This is a genomic window from Nocardia vulneris (genome assembly GCF_001613425.1).
GTDB classification, from domain to species: domain Bacteria; phylum Actinomycetota; class Actinomycetes; order Mycobacteriales; family Mycobacteriaceae; genus Nocardia; species Nocardia vulneris.
The window spans coordinates 361130-383161 of record NZ_BDCI01000023.1 but is presented as its reverse complement, the minus strand read 5'-3'; the positions used below and the strand labels follow the sequence as shown (position 1 = coordinate 383161).

19 protein-coding genes and 1 tRNA gene are annotated in these 22032 nt (G+C 66.9%); 10 read left to right on the top strand and 10 right to left on the bottom strand.

What is annotated here, in order from left to right:
• Window positions 1-27: 27 nt before the first annotated feature.
• From NVU01S_RS26255 to NVU01S_RS26235, 5 genes are all read right to left on the bottom strand, one after another.
• Window positions 28-1665, bottom strand: coding sequence for a long-chain fatty acid--CoA ligase (locus NVU01S_RS26255; protein WP_043664519.1), 1638 nt, complete (start codon window positions 1663-1665; stop codon window positions 28-30).
• A 30-nt stretch (window positions 1666-1695) separates the two neighbouring features.
• A complete protein-coding gene (locus tag NVU01S_RS26250) occupies window positions 1696-2991 on the bottom strand; it encodes a serine hydrolase domain-containing protein (protein WP_052280181.1) in 1296 nt (431 codons plus the stop codon).
• A 168-nt stretch (window positions 2992-3159) separates the two neighbouring features.
• Window positions 3160-4095 carry a cation diffusion facilitator family transporter gene (locus NVU01S_RS26245; protein ID WP_052280192.1) on the bottom strand — a complete coding sequence of 312 codons (936 nt, stop codon included), beginning with the start codon at window positions 4093-4095 and terminating at the stop codon, window positions 3160-3162.
• Window positions 4096-4260: 165 nt separating this feature from the next.
• Window positions 4261-4650 (bottom strand): ArsR/SmtB family transcription factor, encoded by a 390-nt coding sequence (locus tag NVU01S_RS26240; RefSeq protein WP_043664753.1) that lies wholly within the window; start codon window positions 4648-4650, stop codon window positions 4261-4263.
• Between the two features lie 350 nt (window positions 4651-5000).
• Window positions 5001-5963 carry an extracellular catalytic domain type 1 short-chain-length polyhydroxyalkanoate depolymerase gene (locus NVU01S_RS26235; RefSeq protein WP_052280182.1) on the bottom strand — a complete coding sequence of 321 codons (963 nt, stop codon included), beginning with the start codon at window positions 5961-5963 and terminating at the stop codon, window positions 5001-5003.
• A gap of 38 nt (window positions 5964-6001) precedes the next feature.
• Between NVU01S_RS26235 and NVU01S_RS26230 the strand changes: the two genes are divergently transcribed.
• The 6 genes from NVU01S_RS26230 (at window position 6002) to NVU01S_RS26205 (ending at window position 12230) form a co-directional block, all read left to right on the top strand.
• A complete protein-coding gene (locus NVU01S_RS26230; RefSeq protein ID WP_043664525.1) occupies window positions 6002-7144 on the top strand; it encodes an acyl-CoA dehydrogenase family protein in 1143 nt (380 codons plus the stop codon).
• An 82-nt stretch (window positions 7145-7226) separates the two neighbouring features.
• Window positions 7227-8696 (top strand): flavin-containing monooxygenase, encoded by a 1470-nt coding sequence (locus tag NVU01S_RS26225; RefSeq protein ID WP_043664528.1) that lies wholly within the window; start codon window positions 7227-7229, stop codon window positions 8694-8696.
• 75 nt (window positions 8697-8771) lie between these two features.
• On the top strand, window positions 8772-9596 hold the full coding sequence (locus NVU01S_RS26220; RefSeq protein ID WP_043664531.1) for a hypothetical protein: 825 nt from the start codon (window positions 8772-8774) through the stop codon (window positions 9594-9596).
• A gap of 86 nt (window positions 9597-9682) precedes the next feature.
• Window positions 9683-11038: a S41 family peptidase gene (locus NVU01S_RS26215; protein WP_244467111.1), complete on the top strand. Its 1356-nt coding sequence runs from the start codon at window positions 9683-9685 to the stop codon at window positions 11036-11038.
• Between the two features lie 104 nt (window positions 11039-11142).
• Window positions 11143-12024 carry an SAM-dependent methyltransferase gene (locus NVU01S_RS26210; protein WP_043664536.1) on the top strand — a complete coding sequence of 294 codons (882 nt, stop codon included), beginning with the start codon at window positions 11143-11145 and terminating at the stop codon, window positions 12022-12024.
• Between the two features lie 133 nt (window positions 12025-12157).
• A tRNA-Arg gene (locus NVU01S_RS26205) sits at window positions 12158-12230 on the top strand.
• A 170-nt stretch (window positions 12231-12400) separates the two neighbouring features.
• Here NVU01S_RS26205 and NVU01S_RS26200 read toward each other — a convergent pair.
• Entirely contained in the window at window positions 12401-12745 is a 345-nt protein-coding gene (locus NVU01S_RS26200) for a hypothetical protein (protein ID WP_043664538.1), read from the bottom strand.
• A 925-nt stretch (window positions 12746-13670) separates the two neighbouring features.
• Window positions 13671-13940: a hypothetical protein gene (locus tag NVU01S_RS26195; protein ID WP_141691819.1), complete on the bottom strand. Its 270-nt coding sequence runs from the start codon at window positions 13938-13940 to the stop codon at window positions 13671-13673.
• A gap of 100 nt (window positions 13941-14040) precedes the next feature.
• On the opposite strand from NVU01S_RS26195, the gene NVU01S_RS26190 reads away from it, so the two are divergent.
• Window positions 14041-15000 (top strand): HNH endonuclease, encoded by a 960-nt coding sequence (locus NVU01S_RS26190; protein ID WP_052280183.1) that lies wholly within the window; start codon window positions 14041-14043, stop codon window positions 14998-15000.
• Window positions 15001-15011: 11 nt separating this feature from the next.
• On the opposite strand, the gene NVU01S_RS26185 is transcribed toward NVU01S_RS26190, so the two are convergent.
• The 3 genes from NVU01S_RS26185 to NVU01S_RS26175 form a co-directional block, all read right to left on the bottom strand.
• Entirely contained in the window at window positions 15012-17168 is a 2157-nt protein-coding gene (locus NVU01S_RS26185; RefSeq protein WP_043664540.1) for a 3-hydroxyacyl-CoA dehydrogenase NAD-binding domain-containing protein, read from the bottom strand.
• Window positions 17169-17172: 4 nt separating this feature from the next.
• The gene (locus NVU01S_RS26180) at window positions 17173-18387 is read right to left on the bottom strand and encodes an acetyl-CoA C-acetyltransferase (RefSeq protein WP_043664542.1); all 1215 of its coding nucleotides are present in this window, start codon (window positions 18385-18387) and stop codon (window positions 17173-17175) included.
• 62 nt (window positions 18388-18449) lie between these two features.
• Window positions 18450-19610 carry an acyl-CoA dehydrogenase family protein gene (locus NVU01S_RS26175; RefSeq protein ID WP_043664544.1) on the bottom strand — a complete coding sequence of 387 codons (1161 nt, stop codon included), beginning with the start codon at window positions 19608-19610 and terminating at the stop codon, window positions 18450-18452.
• Between the two features lie 208 nt (window positions 19611-19818).
• On the opposite strand from NVU01S_RS26175, the gene NVU01S_RS26170 reads away from it, so the two are divergent.
• The 3 genes from NVU01S_RS26170 to NVU01S_RS26160 are packed head-to-tail and all read left to right on the top strand — an operon-like array spanning window position 19819 to window position 22005.
• Complete coding sequence (locus NVU01S_RS26170; RefSeq protein WP_043664545.1) at window positions 19819-20406, top strand: TetR/AcrR family transcriptional regulator; 588 nt, start codon at window positions 19819-19821, stop codon at window positions 20404-20406.
• 49 nt (window positions 20407-20455) lie between these two features.
• On the top strand, window positions 20456-20791 hold the full coding sequence (locus NVU01S_RS26165; RefSeq protein WP_014981606.1) for a YciI family protein: 336 nt from the start codon (window positions 20456-20458) through the stop codon (window positions 20789-20791).
• Window positions 20788-22005: an RNA polymerase sigma factor gene (locus tag NVU01S_RS26160; protein ID WP_043664549.1), complete on the top strand. Its 1218-nt coding sequence runs from the start codon at window positions 20788-20790 to the stop codon at window positions 22003-22005. Before NVU01S_RS26165 ends, NVU01S_RS26160 begins: the two co-directional genes overlap by 4 nt.
• Window positions 22006-22032: the final 27 nt, after the last annotated feature.

Sequence of the window (22032 nt, the reverse complement as noted above, 5' to 3'; positions counted from 1 at the left end):
TTTCGCCGCACCGGGCTGCTGCGGCGTTCAGGACAGGGTGGTGACCGTCAGGTCGCCGTCGGCGTATTGTGCGCGCAGACGCTTCTTGTCGAACTTGCCGACGCTGGTCTTGGGTACCTCGGCGATGAACGTCCACCGTTCCGGCAGTTGCCATTTCGCGAACTTGCCGGCCAGGAAGTCGCGCAGTTCGTCGGCCTTGACCTCCGCGCCCTCGGCCAGCACGATCGCGACCAGGGGCCGTTCGTCCCACTTCTCGTCCGGCACGCCGATCACCGCCGCCTCGGCGACGGCGGGGTGACCCATCACGGCGTTCTCCAGATCGACCGACGAAATCCATTCACCGCCCGACTTGATCACGTCCTTGGAGCGGTCGACCAGGGTGAGATAACCGTCCGGGCCGATCCGGCCGACGTCGCCGGTGCGCAGCCAGCCGTCATCGAACTTGTCCGGGTCGATCACCGCGCCGTCCGGTGCGTAGTACGAGCCGGTGATCCACGGGCCGCGAACCTCCAACTCGCCCAGCGCCACTCCGTCGTTGGGCAGCACCGTGCCGTCGTCGCCGACCAGCCTGGCCTGCACGCTGGCCGGGAACCGGCCCTGGGTGTAGCGATACTCCCAGGCCTCCTCGCCGGTCGCGCCGGTCGGCGGGTGCGCCACGCTGCCGAGCGGTGAGGTCTCGGTCATGCCCCAGGCGTGCAGGATCTTCACGCCGTGCTTCTCCTCGAACGCGCGCATCATCGACGGCGGTACGGCCGAGCCGCCGACCACGGCGGTGCGCAGATGCGTGATGTCCTGCGGGTGCGCGGCGAGGCCGGCCAGCACACCGCCCCAGATGGTCGGCACCGCGGCGGCGAACGTCGGGCGCTGGTCGGCCATCATCTCCAGCAGCGGACCCGGCTGCAGGAAACGGTCGGGCATCAGCACATTCGCGCCCGACATCAGCGCCGCGTAGGGAATCCCCCAGGCATTGGCGTGGAACAGCGGCACGATGGCCAGCACCGTGTCGTTGCCGGAGAAGCCCATGCCGCTCGGCGAGCACACCTGCATGGCATGCAGCCAGTTGGAACGATGCGAGTAGACCACGCCCTTCGGGTCGCCGGTGGTGCCCGAGGTGTAACACATCGCGGCGGCGGAGCGTTCGTCGATCACCGGGAAGTCGTAGGTATCCGATTGTCCGGCAAGGAGTTCGGTGTAGGAGTGCACCTGCACGCCGTCGGGGGCAGCCAGCGTCGACGCGTCGCCGTTCACCACGATGACGTGGCGCACCGTCTTCAGGTTCGGCAGATACTGGGCGAACATCGGCACCAGGGTGCCGTCGACGAGCACCACCTGATCCTGGGCGTGATTGGCCACGAAGACGAGCTGATCGGGGAACAACCGGATGTTGAGCGCGTGCAGCACGGCCCCCATCGCGGGCGCCGCGATGTAGGCGACCATGTGCTCGTTGTTGTTCCACATGAAGGTGCCGACTCGATCGCCGACGCCGATGCCCAGCCCGCGCAAGGCATTCGCCAGCCGCGCCGCCTCCGCGCCGAGTTCACGATAGGTCATGGTGCGCACGCCCGTACCGGTCCAGGTGGACACGGTCGAATCGCCGACAAACGTCGATGCGTAGCGCAGCAACGTCGCCAGCGACAAAGGCTCGTCCTGCATAGTGCTCAACATCGGAACTCCTTTTTCTTCAGTGACTTTCACTCAGAAAGCCAAGTCTGTTGCGGCCACCTTCGGAGTCTCCGATGTGATGCCGTAGAGCAGCCCGACCCAGCGCACCAGCTCCGGGTACAGAATCGGTTTGCCGCTGGTGAGCACGGCACACGAGAGCGCGCGTTCCGGGTCGGCCCAGGCGGCGTTGTTGGTGAAACCGAGATGCCCGAAGGCGCGCCGGGTGTCGGGTCCGTACAGGCTCACCACCCGGCCGCCGAGCATCGGGCCGTACCCGAAGCCGAAGTTCATCCCGAGCGAAAGGTCGGGTTCGATTCGCGACTGCGGAACCAGTGCCGCCGCAATCGTTTCCGGCCGCAGCACGCGGACGCCGTCGAGTTCGCCGCCGCGCCGGAAGATCTCGTAGAAGCGTGAGAGCTCGTTGGCGGTGCTGACGATATTCGCCGAGGGCGCGACGATACCGAGATAGGCGGGGTCGTTACCGATCTCGACCGCCTCGGCGAAGGGCACGCCCAGCAATCGCTCCAGCGCCAGCGACAACGGCGGCAGCGGCGTCAGACCGGTTCGGTAGTTCTTCGCGAGCAGCGGGAAATCCGCCTCCGACACACCGTAATTGGTCCAGCGGAAGGACAACGGGCGCAGGATCTCCGCCGCCAGCACGGTACGGATATCGGTGCCGGTGACGCGGTGCACCACCTCGCCGAGGATGAAGCCGCCCGACAGCGCATGATAGGACTGGAACCGGCCGGGCGGCACGGACGGCCGGACCGCGCACAGATTCCGTACCAGCAGTTCACGATCCGCGACAGCCGCGGCCGTCAGCGCCGCCCGGGGCAGGTTCGCCACCCCGGAACGATGCGCGAGCACCTGCCCGATGGTGATGGATTCCTTACCGTGGCAGCCGTATTCGGGAATGTAGGCGCTGACCGGCGCGTGCAGATCGATCAGGCCGCGTTCCACGAGCAGATGCACGACGAACGCGGTAACGCCTTTGGAGGCCGAATAGGTGACGAACGGGGTCTCCGGGGTCGCGAGCACCTTGGGCGCTTCCGGTGCGTCCTCGGGCCCGTTGCCGTGCGCGTGACCGAGCGCCCGATCGAACACGACCTCGCCGTGCCGGCGCACACAGACCTGAATGGCGGGATGCACGCCGCTGCGGTAGACCAGCTGCATCCGTTGCCAGATGCGCTCCGCGTAATCGGGAGGAAGTCCGAGATCACCCGGATCCGCCTCCGCGCCGATGGTGGCGACCGACTCCGGCTCGTCCGGAATCCGGCTCCGATGGAGCAGGTCAGGCAGCTTCGGGAGGTTCCGGACGCGCGTCAGCATGGTTCACCGAATTCCGACCATGAGCCGCATCACATCGCGAATGCTACCCAACGGTAAACACCCGAGGGCAGCGCTCATCGGGAATGTACTCGGGAGACCAATCGGACAGCACCTGCCTTCAGTTTCGGCAGGTCAGCTGGGACGCGCCGAGGCGACGCCGCGGACCGCTCAGCTCACGTGCGCCGGATAGGCGTGCACGAGCGCGGTGTCGAGCTTGGGCACGACATGGGTGAGGGTGTGCTCGGCCTCGTGCGCGACGCGGTGCGCCTCGGCGAGAGTGATGGTCGGGGCAACGTCCAATTCGACGTCGGCGTGCAGGCGGTGGCCGATCCAGCGCATCCGCAGGCTGCGCACACCCTGCACCGCCGGTTCGGCGGCGAGCGCCCGCTCGGCGTCGGTCACCAGCCCCGGCTCGACCGCGTCCATCAGCCGGCGCAGCACGTCCCTGGCCGCGGTTCGCAGCACCGCGAGGATGGCGACCGTGATGAGCAGACCGATGATCGGGTCGGCGAGCGGGAACCCCAGCGCGACGCCACCGGCGCCGAGCAGCACGGCCAGCGAGGTGAAGCCGTCGGTACGCGCGTGCAAGCCGTCGGCGACCAGCGCGGCCGAGCCGATCCGCCGCCCGACCCGGATGCGATACAGCGCGACGGTCTCGTTGCCGAGGAAGCCGATGAGGCCCGCGGCGGCGACCCAGCCGAGATGCCCGATCGGCACCGGCTCGAGCACCCTGCGCACCGCTTGGTAGCCCGCGATCAGCGCGGACAGGGCGATCATCGCCACGACGAACAACCCCGCGAGATCCTCGGCACGGCCGAAGCCGTAGGTGTAGCGCCGGGTGGCGGCGCGGCGCCCGAGCGCGAAGGCGATCCAGAGCGGGACCGCGGTCAACGCGTCGGAGAAGTTGTGAATCGTGTCGGCCGCCAAGGCAACCGAGCCGGACACGGCCACCACGAGCACCTGCGCCACGGCCGTCACGCCGAGCACCACGAGGCTGATCTTCACCGCCCGGATACCCACCGCACTGGCGGTCAAGGCGTCATCGACACTGTCGGCGGGATCGTGACTGTGCGGCACGAAGATCTCGCGCAGCACGCCGCGCAACCCCCTCGCGTGCTCATGTGTATGCGGGCCGTGATCGTGCCGGTGCTCGAAAGCGGCGGTATGCGTGTGCGATTCGCTGTGGTGCTGGTGGGGGTGCTCGTCACCGAGTCCGTGCCGGTTCGCGGTATGCACTGCGTCACGCTCCGAGATCTGTTGTCCGGTAACTTATTTCGCTTCGGTGCCGGTCTCCGGCAGCGCACGTACGACATCGGCACGGTGATGCGGCGGGATCCCCGGGCCCGCGTGCTCGGCGTTGTGCACCGCGTCCACCACCAGTTGCCGGACGTGCTCGTTTTCCAGGCTGTAGTAGATGGTCGTGCCGGCACGGCGGGTGCTGACCAGGCGTGCCATCCGCAGTTTGGCCAGATGCTGGGAGACGGACGGTGCGGGCTTGCCGATGTAGTCGGCCAGGTCGTTGACCGACAGTTCACGGTCGACGAGGGCCCACAGCACGCGAACCCTGGTGGCGTCGGCCAGCATTCGGAAGACCTCGACAACCAGGCTCACCTGATCGTCCGCGAGACGCGGGCGAGGTTCCTGGTTATCTGCATTCATACGCAGATAATAGACCAGGCGAATACCACACGGCCACAGGGCATCATCGGGCCCACCGGACCGGAATGGCGGCGACACCCCCTGCGTGGCCGCCGACATGCCGGTCCGTCCCCTATCGAACCGATAACTGTCTAGTCGCTATGGCGCTAGTGCGCCAGGCGACCGGCCGATCAACACCCTAATGAGACAATCCTGGTCGGCGCGCCGCCTTTCACAGCGCCGCATCAAAGCCTGTGACCTGCACGAATGCGCTTGTGGCGCACGGCAGTACCCACCCCCGGAATGTGCGCTCATCTGCACGTGCATCGCGGGCCGACCGGTCGTCTACGCCCGTTTTCCTGCGATTTCACTCAGCCGCACGCCTGCCGCGGACCGCCGAGCCGGTGTGCCAGCAGGAAACCCATCAACTGTCGTTGCAGGTCGAGACCTGACGCCGACTGCATCAGCAAACCTCCGCCGATGTGATCCGGCCCGATCGGCGTGCGGAATTCGGCGAGCAGACAATCGCCCGCGGCGTAGCGCTCGATGGTGGTCGGCACCGGATCGGTGGACGCGGTGACCACACTCGGCACCGCGGGCACAGTCGCGTCACCCGCTCGCGCATAGGCGCCGAGCCACTGCGTCAGGTTGGCCCGTCCGATCGGATACAGGCTGGTCTGATCGGCCAAGTCCTGGAGGAAGAAGCCCGGGACCGGGCGGGCCCGCGCGCCCATCGCCGCGACGATCGACGTACCGCTCAGATCGGCGGCGAACGTCTTCAGGTCGATGCCGTAGGGGCCGCCCGCCATCGGCGCGATCGCCGCGTACAGGTCCGGATAGCCGGCCGCCAGCACCGTGGACATCGCACCGCCCGCGGAATACCCGCCGACGTACACCCGTGCGCGATCCAGCCCGAACTCCGCGATCAAGGCATTGGTGAGATCGGCGATGATCGACGATTCTCCTTGTCCGCGTGACTGGTTCGCCGGGTCGAACCAGTTCCAGCAGTACCGCTCGTTGGCCGCCGCGGTCTGGATCGGATAGGCCAGTACGAAACCGAACTCGTCCGCCAACCGGGTCAGCGAGAAGCCGGTGTCGGCCAGCTGACTCTGCGGATCGGTGCAGCCGTGCAGGTAGATCATCAGCGGCTTGCCCGCCGTAGCCCCCGGCGGCATATGCAGGTAGTAGTCGCGCGTACCCGCCGCGTTGGTGAAGGTCCGCTCGATCGGCGCGGCCTGCGCGGCGGGCGCCTCGGCGATCAGGAATGGCAGACCCAGCGCGAGCAGGGCGAGCAGCGCGACCGACAGCCTGTCGCGACGAGTACCGCGCACCATCGAGTTCCTTCCGGCCGATCTGGCGTTAGCGTAGGGGCATGCCAGTGGATCGAATGCTGCCGACGTCCGAGGCTCGGGACCTGCTCGAGCTGACCCGCGATATCGCCGACAAGGTGCTCGAACCGCGGGTGGTCGAGTGCGAGAAGACGGGAACGTTTCCGGACGGCGTCTTTCCCGCGCTCGGCGCGGCCGGTCTGCTCAGTCTGCCGTATCCGGAAGAGTTCGGTGGCGGCGCCCAGCCCTACGAGGTGTATCTGCAGGTACTGGAGGAGCTCGCGGCGCGCTGGGCCGCGGTCGCGGTGGCGGTGAGCGTGCACAGCCTGTCCTGCCACCCCCTGTTCACCTTCGGCACCGCCGAACAGCAGCAGCGCTGGCTCTCGACCATGCTCTCCGGCGAAACCATCGGCGCCTACAGCCTTTCCGAGCCGCACGCGGGCTCCGACGCGGCCGCGCTGCGCTGCCGGGCCACGAAAGTCGATGGCGGATACCGGATCAACGGCGCGAAAGCTTGGATCACCAACGGCGGCAAGGCTGATTTCTACACGCTCTTCGCGCGGACCGGCGAGGGTTCGCGCGGCATCTCATGTTTCCTCGTGCCGCGCGACACCGAGGGCCTGAGCTTCGGCAAACCCGAAGAGAAGATGGGCCTGCGCGCCGTGCCGACCACCACCGCCGCCTACGACGACGCGTTCCTCCCTGCCGAACGGCTGATCGGCGAAGAGGGACAAGGACTTTCGATCGCGTTCAGCGCGCTGGATTCGGGGCGGCTCGGCATCGCCGCCGTCGCAACGGGTTTGGCGCAGCGCGCACTCGACGAAGCCGTCGCCTACGCCAAGGAACGGGAAGCCTTCGGCCGCCACATCATCGACCACCAGGGCCTGGGCTTCGTGCTCGCCGACATGGCCGCGGCCGTCGATTCGGCCCGCGCCACCTACCTCGACGCGGCCCGCCGCCGCGACGCCGGACTCCCCTACTCCCGGCAGGCCAGCGTCGCGAAACTGGTCGCCACCGACGCCGCCATGAAGGTCACCACCGACGCCGTCCAGGTCTTCGGCGGCTACGGTTACACCCAGGACTTCCCCGTCGAGCGCTACATGCGCGAAGCCAAGGTCATGCAGATCTTCGAAGGCACCAACCAGATCCAGCGCCTGGTCATCGCCCGCCAACTCGCGGGCAACTGAACCGCGGCCGGCTGGCCGAAAATGTTGATTCGTTGACCGCGGATGTCTTCGGAACTGGGCATTCGAGTCATACGCTCGGAGTATGAAGACGCCGTCCATCATCATCATCGGGGCCGGGTTCGCGGGACTCGGCCTGGCTTTGGAGCTGCGGCGGGCCGGGGTGGACAGCTTCACGATCCTGGAAAAGGCCGCCGATCTGGGCGGCGTCTGGCGGGAGAACACCTACCCGGGCGCCGCGTGTGACGTGCCGTCGCCGCTGTACTCGTGGTCGTTCGCACCGAAATCCGATTGGCCGCGCCGCTTTTCGGAGCAGCGCGATATCCACGCGTACATGCGCGCGGTCGCGGACAAACACGAACTGACCCGGTTCATCCGGTTCGGCACCGAGGTGACCGACGCCGAATTCGACGAGTCGACCGGGCAGTGGCAGATCAGCACCGCCGACGGCGCCGAGTTCACCGCCGACGTCTTCGTGCCCGCCGTCGGCCAGCTCTCCCGGCCCGCCATGCCGAACATCCCGGGCATCGACACCTTCGCGGGTCCGGCGTTCCATTCGGCGGAATGGGACCACAGCGTCGAGCTGACCGGCAAGCGGATCGCCTGCATCGGCACGGGAGCCAGTGCGATCCAATACATTCCGCGCATCCAGCCCACGGCCGCGCACCTCACGCTGTTCCAGCGTTCCGCGGCGTGGGTACTACCCAAGTTCGACACCGAGTACAGCGACACGCACAAGGCGGTTTTCAAATATCTGCCGCCGACCCGGCTCGCCGAACGGTTCGCGATCTGGTCGCTGTTCGAGGTGCTCGCGCTGGCACTGACCGACATCCCGGGCATGAAGACGCCGGTGATCGCGCTGGCCGATCGGCATCGGGAGCGGCAGGTCCCCGATCCCGAGCTGCGCGCGAAGCTGACACCCGACTACGCGGCGGGATGCAAGCGCGGCCTGTTCTCCAACGAATACTTTCCCGCACTGGCCGAGCCGAACGTCACGGTGGAGACCACCGCGATCGAGGCGATCACGCCGACCGGTATCCGGACCGCCGACGGCGTCGAGCACGAGGTCGATGTCATCGTCTACGGCACCGGCTTCAAAGGCACCGAGTTCCTGGCGCCGATGAACATCTACGGCGTAGGCGGCCGCAAGCTGGCCGACGTCTGGGGCGATGCCGGCGCACGCGCCTTCCTCGGGTTGTCCGTGCCGCATTTCCCGAACCTGTTCATGATGTACGGCCCGAACACCAATGTCGGCTCGGGCTCGATCATCTACATGCTGGAATCGCAGGCCCGCTACATCCGTCAGGTGGTGCAGTACCTCACCGACCGGCCGGGCCGGTATCTCGCGGCCCGCGCGAGCACCGAACAGGCCTGGGACGACTGGTTGCAGCGCCGGCTGAAAGATACGCCCTGGAATTTCTGCTCCAGCTGGTATCGCAACGCGGCGGGCCGCATCACCAACAACTGGCCCGGCGCCACCGTGCTGTACCGCTGGAAGACAAGGACTTTCGACACCGCCGACTACGACGAGGCACAGGCCGCGGCGGTGCGCTAGCGGCCACCGCTTTCAGCTGAGTCTCAGCAAGCGCCCAGTAAACTGGACGGTATTCGCCGACCGGCTACAGAAGAGGTGCGCACCGTGTTATGGCTCCTGATCGTCGTGGTGATCGTGGCGGTGGGCGCGCTCATCCTCGTACAGGCCCGGCAGCGCACCCAGCGCGCGGCGACCGAACTCGCCGATGCGCTGGCCGACGCCCGCCAGGTCAACGAGCGGCTCGGCGGGCAGATCTACAACCTGAGCGGCACCAACGACGCCGCCAAACAAGCCCTGGTCGACGCCTCCGAACGGCACCTCGCCGCCGGGTCGCAACTCGATCAGGCCCGCACGCCGGCCCAAGCCCGGCTGGCCAAGCAGACCGCACTGGAAGGGCTCTACTACACCCAGGCCGCGCGCAGCGCGATGGGCATGGATCCCGGCCCCGCCATCCCCACTCTCGACGGACAGGACACGGCGGGCAAGGTCAGCGAGAACCGGGTCATCGAGCACGAAGGCCGGGAAATCGCCGCCTCGCCGAATCCGTCCGCGGCGACGCCCAACTACTTCCCCGGTGGTCGCGTCGCCGGTCGGCCGGTCCCTGCGGGCTGGTACTCCGAGCCGTGGTGGAAGCCCGCGTTGATCGGCGGAGCGTGGGGCCTGGGGTCGGCCTTGCTGTTCTCCTCACTGTTCTCCGGGATGTCCGGGATCGGTTATGGCGCACAGGGGTTCGAGAGTGGATACGGAGACGGGTATCAGGACGGGTTGGCGGCGGGCGGTGGGCTCGACGCCGATCCGGGTGGGTTCGAGGATGCCGGGTATGACTCCGGGGTCGAATACGGTGGTGACACAGGGGGATTCGATGGAGGCGGGTTCGACGGGGGTGGATTCGACGGGGGCGGGTTCGACGGCGGGTTCTGAGTCACGGTAGAGCTGGCCACACCCGGGGACGCCTGTCTGCACGGTTGTGATCGACCGGTCCGATGCCGGACGGTGGTCGAATGATCATGCAGCGCAATCGAACCGCGGTTGTCACGGCCGCGCTGGTGGCAACGGGCGCGATCAGCGCGGCATGCGGGCCGGAGGATGCGGCCGAGTTTCCCGCCGGTTTCTGGCAGGTCGCCGACTACGGCACCGCACTCGCGATCCACGACAACGTGCTCGAGACCTTTCAGACGACCTCGCTCAGTTGCGTGAAAGACGAGACAGCCACCCGCACGGATGATCCCGCGACCTTCGTCACCGCAGGCAACGATGTGCTCACCGTGCGCGCGGCAGGCTCACCCGATCGAGCCTCCTTGCACATCGACGGTTCACCCGGCGACCGCACGCTGCGCCGCCTGCCTGTGCTGCCGACCCTGTGCAACGACCCGCAGCAGCCGCCCGCCTTCGACGTGTTCTGGCAGACGTTCCAGGAGAACTACCCGTTCTTCGCCGCGAAAGGTGTTGACTGGCAACAGGTCCGGGATCGGTTCCGCGATCGCGCGGTGCGCGCCGAACGGCAGGGCGATGACGCCGAACTGTTCACCGTCTTCCGCGACATGATCGCGCCGCTGCACGACGCACACGTGGCGGTCTCCGCCGGTAACCTCGGATTCTTCGGTACCACCCGGCCCGGCACCACGATGCCCGGTCCGTCATTCGACCAGCAGGTCAAGGAATTCGTCCAGCGGCGCGATCTCGCCGGCCACCAGCTGACCGAATACGCCAACGGTCGCATCAGTTACGCCGACATACCCGGACAAGACCACGGCTACCTGCGAATTTCCGCCTTCAGCGGGTTCACGCCCGAACGCACCTTCGCCGCCGACAGTGCCGAACTCGGCCGCGCCCTCGACGCCATCTTCACGCCGGAACGGCTGGGCCGACTACGCGGACTGGTTCTCGACCTCCGCATCAACGGCGGTGGCTCAGACAGTTTAGGCCTGCAGCTGGCCGCTCGCCTCACCGATCGCCCGTATTTCGCCTATGCCAAGAAGACGCACAGCACCGACCCGCAGCCGCTGCGTGTCGAGCCCGCGCGCAGCGCCTTCGCCGGCCCCATCGCCGTACTCACCGGCGGCTCCACCACCAGCGCAGGCGAGACCTTCACCCAGGCGATGCTGGAACGCCCCTCGCGCACAACGCGAATCGGCGAGCCGACACAGGGCGTCTTCTCCGACGTCATGCAGCGCAAGCTGCCCGGCGCCAGATTCGCGGACTGGTGGTTCGGCCTGCCCAACGAAGAATTCCTGACCTCGGACGGGCGGACCTTCGACGGGGCGGGCATCCCGCCCGAGTTGAGCGAGCCCGTCTTCACCGAAGCGGAGTTCGCGCAGAATCTCGACTCGGCCTTCGACCGCGCGCTGCGCTGGTTGGGCTGATCTTCTCGAACCGCACAGTCCGCCCTTGACGCCCGTGTAGCAACTGTCTCAGACTGTTGCTATCGAGATCGGCCGGTGCCGCCGGCCGCACGTCGGGAGGTTCCATGACGCTGACCACCGCCGATATCCCCGTCGAGGACATCGGCACCCGATCGTTGCGGTGGGCCCGCGAATGCTACGAATGGGCGAAGGTGCCGCTGCTGCCGTCGGGCCAGCGCGTGGGCCGGGTATACGACGTGGTCGGCCCGCAGAACCTGTTCGGCGAGGACTCCCTGTTCATCAATCTCGGCTACTGGCGCGACAATCCGGCCACCCTCGACGAGGCGAGCCGCGACCTGGCGCGCCTGGTCGGCCGCGAAGCCGAACTCGGCCCCGACGACATCCAGCTCGATATCGGCTTCGGCTACGGCGACCAGGACTTCCTGTGGGCGCAGGAATTCGCGCCGAAACAGATCATCGGCATGAACATCGCCGTCGAACAAATCGAGATCGCGACCAGACGCGCCGCCGAACTCGGCCTGGCCCAACGCATTCGATACGAATACGGCTCCGCGATCGATCTCCCCCGCGACAACGAGTCCTGCACCAAAGTGACCGCCCTGGAATCGGCCTTCCACTTCCCGTCCTACCCCAAGTTCTTCCGCGAAGCGCACCGCGTCCTACGCCCCGGCGGCAAACTCGTCACCGCCGACATCGTCCCCCGCACCGCTTTCCCGAACCTCGGCGACCGCCCACCGTTGGCCAACGTCTTCGACATCCACCGCTACCACCAAGCCTTACAAACCGCAGGCTTCACCGACGTAGTCACCTACTCCATCCGCCGCCACGTCTATGCCCCCCTCGCCGACTACCTCACCAAACGCCTCCGCGACCCCGACATGCGCCGCGTCAACCCCGCCCTCCGCCTAGCCTTCAGCCGCCCCGCCCTAACCCTCTGGGGCCCCTGGACCGACTACATCATCGCCGTCGGCGTCAAACCTTCATGATCAGGAGGAACTGGTGGCACACCCCACTCGCACAACGCCGCCCCCAGTTCCCCCTCGTCCTGTCCACCGGCGGATGCGGCGTCTCCCACCCCCACCCGGTAGACTCCCGAACGTCCGGGAGCCATCCCGGCCAGCCCTCGTAGCTCAGGGGATAGAGCACCGCTCTCCTAAAGCGGGTGTCGCAGGTTCGAATCCTGCCGAGGGCACAGCGAACATGGGAAACGCGGCCTCGCCCAGGTGGGGATCTATCGAGGGCAACGGCCAGCATCGCTTCTTTGATCTCGCGGTCGACGGGGTAGTTGCCCCTGCCACGCCGCAGCGCGTCGCAGATCCTCGCAGAGGTCGGAACGTTCGCGTCGAAGCCTGCTTCGCGGGTTCACCGCGGCCGGTCAGGGTCGGCGAGGAACTCGAGCCGCGCCACGACGACGCCACTGGGGGCAGCATCGAGAGCGGCGCGCTCAATGTCGGCTTTCTGTTCGCTGATCACGTTTTCGGCCTGCATCATCGCCACGGTGGCCTCGACTTCGTCGCGGGTCGGCCGGTGGTACTCGTAATAGAGGATGCGGCCGATGGCACCGCCGGCCGCCATCGGCGGCGGTGGACCGATGGACACCAGCCGAGCCACCTCGTCGGCGTATAGCGTACTCAGTTTGAATATCCGCAACTGCCGGTAGTGAGCCTGCTGGAAGGTCTCGAATTCCTCGCCATCGATGTCACCCACGAATAGGGTCCTCTCGGCCGGGAAAGCTGCTCAGCCCCAAGGGATTCGCGGGCCACGTGACGCCTGGTCAGCAGCTGCCGGCCAGGCGTCGTGTGGCACGAGCTCCCGCATCTGCTCTACATCGACTCCACCTCGGGCGGCCCGTCGCGCGACGGTGGGCGTTTCGGTCCGCGGGGTTCAGGGTCGCACAACTCCCGACGACAAGCTGTTGATCAGGCAGGGCAGTACCGATTCACCGGTCGGAAGGCAGGGGCCACCGACGATGACGTCGGCTTCCGGCACCGCCGCGGGCGTTTCGAGCGGAATCGGGTCCGCGCCCGCAGCGCCAACGCCCATCAAAACGGTAGCACTGAACAACGCACCGAGTATTGAGCCACATACTGACAAACGAGACTTGCGCATTGAGTTCTCTTCTCCTGAAGCCGAATAGGAACGATCCGGAGCCTACAAAGCACCTCAGTGACACCGCATGACCCAGAATGCATTGCTAATAGGCGTGTGGGGCGCAGATACCCCAAGTGAGGGATCGGTGACCAGCAGCGTGCACCACGCCGCGGTGAACTTGTGCGCGAGCCGTCGTAAGTCTGGGTCTGGTGGGCGTGCGCGATGCCGGGTGCGTCAGCGGTCAAGTCGTACCGCCGGACCAGCAGAACAAGAAGCACAAACAGTCACAGCTGGTAGCTCGCTTCGATCACCAGCCGTCCACCCGGAGACCGCAGGTCGTCCCCGTTCTCATGTTCGACAGGCCCTGTCGAGGGCACAGCGAAGAGCTTGCCTCGCCGCATAGCAGACATGGCGTGTCAGCATCGCCGACACGCCATGCGCTCCTTTCGCCTGATGGCTCCCCCACCCCCGCGGTTACCGTCGCCGGTAGCTCGGCCGAATCATGTTGCCTGGACCGTCATTCGCAGGCGAGTCGTACCCGTCAGATCGAGCGGATCCACAGTTGCCAGCCACTCCCCTGCTGACCATAGACGCAGTCCGGCCGGGTGTCGGAGCTGCCGTACCACGCTTGCCACTTCTCCCCCTCGCGCACGCACTCCCCGTGAGTCTGATACTCGCCGATGAACATGCCTTCGGCATTCGCGTTGCCCGCCACCACCCCGACCACAACCAACGCCGCGGCGGAGGCTGCAAATGATCTCCATACATTTCGCATGCCGACCACCATGCCAGAGGCGGGCACCGAATCCATGACCCCAAGATTGGGAGATATTGTCCCATCGGGACGTGGCTGGGCACTTGCATCGCGGACGGGCCTGGCGGTGTCGGTGCGACGGTCTACAGTCCGCGGTATGGAAGCAGTCGACGCCTCCAGCAGCGTCATCGAAGATTCCGTAACCATCGGACGGGCGGTCCGTCGTCGTGCTGAGGGGGCTGACGGCAAGCAGCTCAATGCCGAGTTCTCCGTTGTGGCCGACGGGGATGCGTTCTCGCTGATCATCGAGAGTGCCGGGGGTCGGGTCGTCGGTAGCGCCTTGCCGCGCAACAGCGACTACGTGCCGCTGTTCGAACTGTTGCTCGGGCGGTTGCGTGAGCTGGAAGCAGTGATATCGGGGGCGGAAGTCGTGTCGGCGAACGCGACCAGACTTGAAGCTACTGAACGTCAGCTGATCAGCAGTCCGATCGTGATGGCGAACGTCTCCGATATTGCCCGATTGCGGCTCGAACTCACCCGGGCGCAAGGACGGGTCGGGCTCACATCGGCTTCGAAAAAGGAGGGCAACAACCGCAAACGGGTGCTCTTGCGCATCACTGTCCCGGATTACGCTCCGGCCGACGCCGAGCAACTCGCGACCGACCTCTCCCGGTCGGGGGCCGCGCTCGTGGCCGAAGAACCGGTGGGCGAGACCGACGGCCATGCTCGCGTCAAGATACGGCGCGAGCAGGCACGACTGCGTCGAATCCTGTGCGGTTCCGGCGAGACCGGTGTCTGCGCACTCTGCGGACACGAGTTCCCGACGGGACTGCTGGTTGCTGCGCACATCAAGAAACGACAGCATTGCACGCCCGACGAACGCCGTGACCTGTCGAACGTGGCGATGCTCGCGTGCACCTTCGGTTGTGACGCTCTGTATGAGGACGGATGGGTTTCTGTCGATGACAGCGGTCGACTGATCATCAGCGATGCGGCGACCACACCCGCGGTTCGTGACCGCCTGGCAGCGCTGACCGGGTCGGCCTGCGGTGCACACAAAGTCGGGTCGGAACCGTACTTTGCGTGGCACCGCAGCACCGTCTTCCGGCGCGGGTGAGCGCGGGACCTCTATTCGGCGCGCAGGCTTTCTGGTGCACGGAACCGCGCACCGTAGCGTTCAGCCAATTCCTCTGTGCGAGCTAGGAATTCAGAACGTCCACCTGGATACCCCTGGACGAACTGGCGCACCCCGCCGGTCCAGGCGGGGAACCCGATGCCGAAGATGGAGCCGATGTTGGCGTCGGGGTCGGCGGCGATGACGCCCTCATCGAAGCATTTTTGGGTTTCGAGGGCTTGGATGAACATCAGGCGGTCTTGAAGGTCTTCGAAAGGGACCGAGAGTTCGCGGGTGGTGTGGAATTCGGTGCGCAGGGTGTTCCAGAGGCTGGTGCGTTTGCCGTCGGTGTAGTCGTAGAAGCCTGCGCCGGCGAGCTTTCCGTTGCGGTCGAAGCGGTCCATGAGGGTGACGATGACCTCGCGGGCGGTGGGGATGGATTCGGCGAGGGCGAGACCTTCGGCTTCGGCGGCGGCGATGGATTCGTCCATGATCTTGCGGATGGTGCCGAAAGACAGCTCGTCGGCGACCTGCAAGGGGGCGGCCGGGTATCCGGCTTGGAAACCGGCCTGTTCGATGATGGCGGGGTCGATGCCCTCGGAGAGCATGGTCATTGCCTCGAGCAGCCACAGGGAGAACACGCGGGTGGTGAAGAAGCCGCGGCCGTCGTTGACGACGATCGGATACTTCTTGATCGCCAGGGTGTAGTCGATCGCGCGGGCCAGGGTGGCGTCGGAAGTCTTTTCGCCCTTGATGATCTCGATCGGCTGCATGGATTCGACCGGTGAGAAGAAATGGATGCCGATGAAGTCAACGGGGCGCTGCACTCCCTCGGCCAGTCCGGTGATCGGCAGCGACGAAGTGTTGGAGCCGAGGACCGCGCCGGGCTCGACGATGCCCTCGATCTCCTGGAACACCTTGTGCTTCAGCTCAGGGTTCTCGAAGACCGCCTCGACGACGAAGTCCACGCCGGCGAAATCGGCGGCGTCGGCGGTCGGGGTGATGCGGTCCAGCAGGGCCTTCGACTTCTCTTCGGTGGTACGGCCTTTGGCCAGCGCCTTGGCTTCGAGGTTCGCCGAATAGGTCTTGCCCTTCTCGGCCGCTTCGAGCGAAATGTCTTTCAGCACTACCTCGATGCCGGCCTTGGCGGTGACGTAGGCGATGCCGGCGCCCATCATGCCCGCGCCGAGAACGCCGACCTTCTTGATCGGTTGCTGCTCGATGCCGGCGGGCCGGGCCGCGCCGCGCTCGACCTGCTGCAGGTCGAAGAAGAACGCCTGGATCATGTTCCGGGCCACCTGGCTTTTTACCAGGGACACGAAGTAGCGCGATTCGATCTTTTGCGCGGTGTCGAAGTCGACCTGTGCGCCCTCCAGCGCGGCGGCCATGATGGCGCGCGGCGCGGGCATGTGATTGTTGCCCTTGAGCTGTTTGCGCAGATTCGCCGGGAACGCGGGCAGATTGGCGGCGAACGCCGGCGTGGCCGGGGAGCCGCCGGGAAGCTTGTAGCCCTGCACATCCCAGGGCTGGGCGTTCTTGTCCGGGTTGGCTTTGATCCACGCCTTGGCGGCAGGCACCAATTCTTCTACGCTGCCGACGATTTCGTCGACCAGCCCGACCTTCAGCGCTTTGGCCGGGGTCATCCGCGCGCCGGTGAGCAGCACCTGCATGAGCGCGTTCTGGATACCGATCAACCGCACCGCGCGACCGATGCCGCCCGCGCCGGGCAGCACACCGAGCAGCACCTCGGGCAAGCCGATCTGGTTGCCACGCACATCCGCCGCGATGCGATGGTGGGTGGCCAGCGCCAGTTCGAGGCCGCCGCCGAGGGCCGCCCCGTTGATCGCCGCCACCACCGGCTTGCCGATCGTCTCCAGGCGGCGCAGCTGACTCTTGAATTCGGTGGTGACCGCCAGTATCTCGGCGGGCTCGGCCGGAACGAGCTGTTCCAGCAGGACATTCAGGTCCATGCCCGCGAAGAAGGTCTTCTTGGCCGAGGTGAGGACGACACCGCTGATGTCGCCGGATTCCGCAGCGATCCGGTCCAGTGCCGCGGTGAGCGACGACCGGAAGGCGTCGGTGATGGTGTTGGCCTGCTGGTCCGGCGCGTCCAGGGTCAGCGTGACGATGCCGTCCGCGTCCCGGTCCCAGCGAATGGTGTTCTCGGACATGGGTTCAGACCCTCTCGATGATGGCGGCGACACCCATGCCGCCGGCGACGCAGAGTGTGATCAGGCCGTAGCGGCCGTTGCTGCGCTCGAGCTCGTCGAGCACGGTGCCGACCAGGATGGCCCCGGTCGCGCCGAGCGGGTGGCCCATGGCGATGGCACCGCCGTTCACGTTGTATTTGTCGTCGGGGATCCCGAAGTGCCGCTGCACCTTCAGCGCGACGGCGGCGAATGCCTCGTTCATCTCGAACACATCGATCTGATCGACGGTCAGCCCCGCGAGCGCGAGAGCCTTGTCCACCGCCGGAATCGGGCCTTCGAACATGAGCACCGGGTCGGCGCCGCTGGTCACGTAGGAGACGATGCGCGCCCGCGGCACCAGGCCGCTCGCCGCACCGGCGGCCTTGCTGCCGACGAGGACGAGCGCGGCGCCGTCCACGATGCCGGAGCTGTTGCCGCCGGTGTGCACATGGTCGACCTGCTCCACGAACGGATACTTCTGCGCGGCAACGGCATCGAAGCCGCCGAACTCGCCGATGCCCGCGAACGCGGGCGCCAGCTTGGCCAAATCGGCGACGGTGGTGTCCCTGCGCACGTGCTCGTCCCGATCCAGAATCGTGACGCCGTTCTGATCACGCACCGGCACCACCGATTTGGCGAAGTACCCGCCGTCCCACGCCGCCGCCGCGCGCTGCTGCGAGCGCACCGCGAACTCGTCCACCTCCCCGCGCGAGTACCCCTCGATGGTGGCGAGCAGATCACACGCCACACCCTGCGGGACGAAGTAGTTGTCGTAGGCGGTGGCCGCGTCGTAGGCCATCGCCCCGCGATCGCTGCCCATGTCGACCCGGGACATGGACTCCACGCCACCCGCGATGACGAGCTCTTCGAACCCGGAACGCACACTGGCGGCAGCCATCCCGACCGCCGAGAGTCCCGAACCGCAGAACCGGTTGATCTGCACGCCACCGACCGTGTCGGGCAGCCCGGCCAGATTCACCGCCGTGCGGGCGATATCCATGCCCTGATCACCGACCGGCGTGACGCAGCCGAGCACCACGTCGGAGATCCGATTCTCGTCGAGGTCGGGGAACCGCACGCGCAGCTCCTCGATCAGGCCGACCACCAGGGAGATCGGCTTGACCTCGTGCAGCGAACCGGTGCGCTTACCCTTGCCGCGCGGAGTGCGGATGGCCTCGAAAACATATGCCTCGGTGGTCATGCCGAGATCCCTTCGATTTCTGATGCGGAGCCGGGCGGTGTCTGATGCGGAGCCGGGGCGCGTCACAGCGACCGCGAGATGATTTCCTTCATGATTTCGCTGGTGCCGCCGTAGATGCGGTTCACCCGAGAACCCGTGTACATGGCGGCGATCGGGTACTCCATCATGTAGCCGTAGCCGCCGAACAGCTGCAGGCAGCGGTCCACCACCTTGTCGCAGGTCTCGGCCGCGAACAGCTTGGCCATCGATGCGGTGGCCGGATCGTTCTTCCCATCGATGTACTGCTGAATCGCATGGTCGACAAGGGTTTTGATGGCCAGCGCCTCGGTCTTGCACTCGGCGAGGGTGAACGCGTTGTGCTGGAACTTGCCGATGGGCCGCCCGAAGGCCTCGCGCTCCTTCGAGTAGCGCAACGCCTCGAGCACCGCGGCTTCGGCCAGCGCGGAGCACAGGCTGGCGATGATCAGCCGCTCCCGGGCGAGCTGCTCCATCAGCTGGTAGAAGCCCAGGCCCTCTTGCGCGCCAAGGAGATTGGCGACGGGCACGCGCATATCGGAGAAGAACAGCTCGCGCGTGTCCTGGGCGTGCTGCCCCATTTTCGCCAGCACCCGCCCCCGTTCGAAGCCGGGCAGGTCCTTGGTTTCGGCGACGATGAGCGAGACTCCGGCCGCGCCCTGCGACGGATCGGTCTTGGCGATGATCACCAGCAGGTCGCAGTGGGTGCCGTTGGAGATGAAGGTCTTCGAGCCGTTGATGACGTAGTGATCGCCCTCGCGAATCGCGGTGGTGCGCACCGATTGCAGGTCCGATCCGGTGCCGGGCTCGGTCATGGCGATGGCCAGCACCAACTCGCCACTGATGATGCCGGGCAGCCACCGCCGGCGCTGTTCTTCGTTGCCGTAGGTGTAGATGTAGTGCGACACGATCGGCGAGTGCACCGAGAAGCCGAAGCCGTTGTCGTGCGCGTAGACCAACTCTTCCTGCACCACGGCCTGCAGGCCGAAGTCGCCGCCTGCGCCGCCGAATTCCTCCGGCAGGTCCAGGCCGAGCAGGCCGGCCGCACCGGCCTGGTTCCAGAACTCGCGGTCGACCATGTGCTGCTCGGTCCAGCGCTCACGGTTCGGCACGATCTCTTTGCGGAAGAACTCGGCGGCGTGCTTGCGCAGTTCACGATGCTGATCGGTTTCCCAGGTGGGGCGGTAGTCGGGGAAGAGTGCGGACATCGTTGTTCTCTCTACTTTCCGATCGAGGGAATTGCGTCATCGCGACAGCCGTTTCCGGCACGATACAAATGTATCGTAACCATGTCGGTTGTACACATATCTATGTCAGTGACCGACTTCACACGACACTCACCGCCGCGTGGCGGAGCGGGCGGCCGGGGCCATTACCCGACGTAAGATCTGCGGACAGTCGACGAACCGAGAGCTGATGCTGAACCCACGGGCAACCAACGATGACCTGACCGCCAAGGCGCGCATCCGCAACGCGGCCATGGATCTGTTCGCTCAGTACGGCGAATCCCGGGTCTCGCTGCGTGCCATCGCCGCCGAGGCCGGTGTCACCCTCGGCCTGGTCCAGCACCATTTCAAGACCAAGGCGGGGCTGCGCGACGCGGTGGACCAGCTGGTCGGTGAGTACTTCTATCAGGCCGTGCACTCGATTCCGGGCAGCGGCACGCCCGCCGAGGTGGCGTCCGCGCGCGACGAGGCGGTGCGGGAGATGCTGCGGGAGAACCCGGCCGTGGTGAACTACCTGCGCCGCGCCCTCCTCGAACCGGAGCCCGCGCAGTCGCAGTTCCTGGAGCGGCTGGTGGAACTCGTTCGCTCCGAAGTGGTTTCGCTGCGCGAGGCCGGACTCGCCTCCACCCGGCGGCGCGAATCCACTCAGGTGATCGCGATCCTCGTGCGCCAACTCGGCGAGCTCCTGCTGGCCCCGCTGATCGACGCGGTCTGGGATCGGGTCGCCGCGCCGGGCGACACCGCCAAGCCGCACCTGTCGATCACCATCGAGGACTGATCCGCGTCTTCCGGCGCTGGAACCGGGGCTGGTCGGGCATATTGAGGGCATGAAATATGTGTTGCTGATCTGCGACGACGAGAGCTCCGCGCCGAGCATGGCGGAGATCGCGGCGGATCCGGCGCATCAGGCGTTCTCCGCGGAGGTCGCGCGGCGCGGTCGCAGCCTGGGCGGCGCGCGGCTGCGACCGGTGGCGACTGCGACGACCGTGCGGGTGCGCGAAGGCGAAACGCTGGTATCCGACGGCCCGTTCGCCGAGACGAAGGATTTCATCGGCGGCATCGACATCATCGAATGCGCGGATCTGGACGAAGCCATCGAACTCGCGGCGCTGCACCCGTATGCGAGCCGGGGCTGCATCGAGGTCCGTCCCGTGTGGGAATGACTGCGCCCCAAGAGGTTCGGGCCGCGGTCGCCGCGGCATACCGCGACGAGTGGGGCCAGGTGGTGGCCACGCTCATCGGCGGGACCGGGGACTGGGATCTCGCGGAGGACTGCGCGCAGGACGCGTTCGCCGCGGCGTTGACCAGCTGGGCGCGGGACGGGATCCCGAACCGCCCGGGGGCCTGGCTCACCACGACGGCGCGCAATCGCGCGACGGACCGGCTCCGGCGCACCACCGCGACGGCCACCAAGGTGCGCGAGCTCGCGGTGCTGGCCAGGGATCCGCTCGAACCGCACCCGGAAGCGGTGCCCGACGAGCGGTTGCGCTTGATCTTCACCTGTTGCCATCCGGCGCTGCCGTTTCCGGCCAGGGTCGCCCTCACCCTGCGCACGCTGACCGGCCTGACCACCGCGGAGATCGCGAAGGCCTTTCTCACCGCCGAGACCACGATGGCGCAGCGCCTGGTGCGGGCCAAACGCAAGATCGTCGAAGCCGGTATCCCGTACCGGGTTCCGCCCGCGGAGGTGCTCCCGCAGCGGCTCGCCGCCGTCCTCGCGGTGCTCTATCTGATCTTCAACGAGGGCTACGACGACGCGGACGGGCACCGCGGACTGACCGCGGAGGGCATCTATCTCACCCGGGTCCTGGTCCGGTTGCTGCCCACCGAACCGGAGGCGCGCGGCCTGCTCGCCCTGATGCTGCTGCTCGAGGCGCGGCGCGCGCAGCGCACCGACGACGGCATGCTGGTCACGCTCGAACACCAGGACCGGTCCGGGTGGGATCACGCGCTGATCGCCGAGGGGGTGCGGACACTGGACGAAGCCCTGGCCGCGCGGCGACCGGGGCCGTATCAGGTGCAGGCGGCGATCGCGGCCTGTCACGCGACCGCACCCGACGCGGCGGCCACCGATTGGCCGCAGATCGCGGCGCTCTATGGCGAACTGGCCCAGCTGGCGCCGTCACCGGTGGTCGAACTCAATCGCGCGGTGGCGGTGGCGATGGCGGACGGCATCCCGGCCGGGCTCGCCCTCATCGACGAGATCGACGCCTCCGGCCGACTGGACGGCTACTACCTGCTGCCCGCGGCCAGAGCCGATCTGCTGCGCCGGGACGGCCGCGCGGCCGAGGCCGCCACCGCCTACGAAGCGGCCCTGAAACTGGCACCGACCAGCGCGGAACGCCGTTACCTGGCCGACCGACTGCGGACGCTCTGAGACTGCCGCAAAAGAATTCGGAACTTT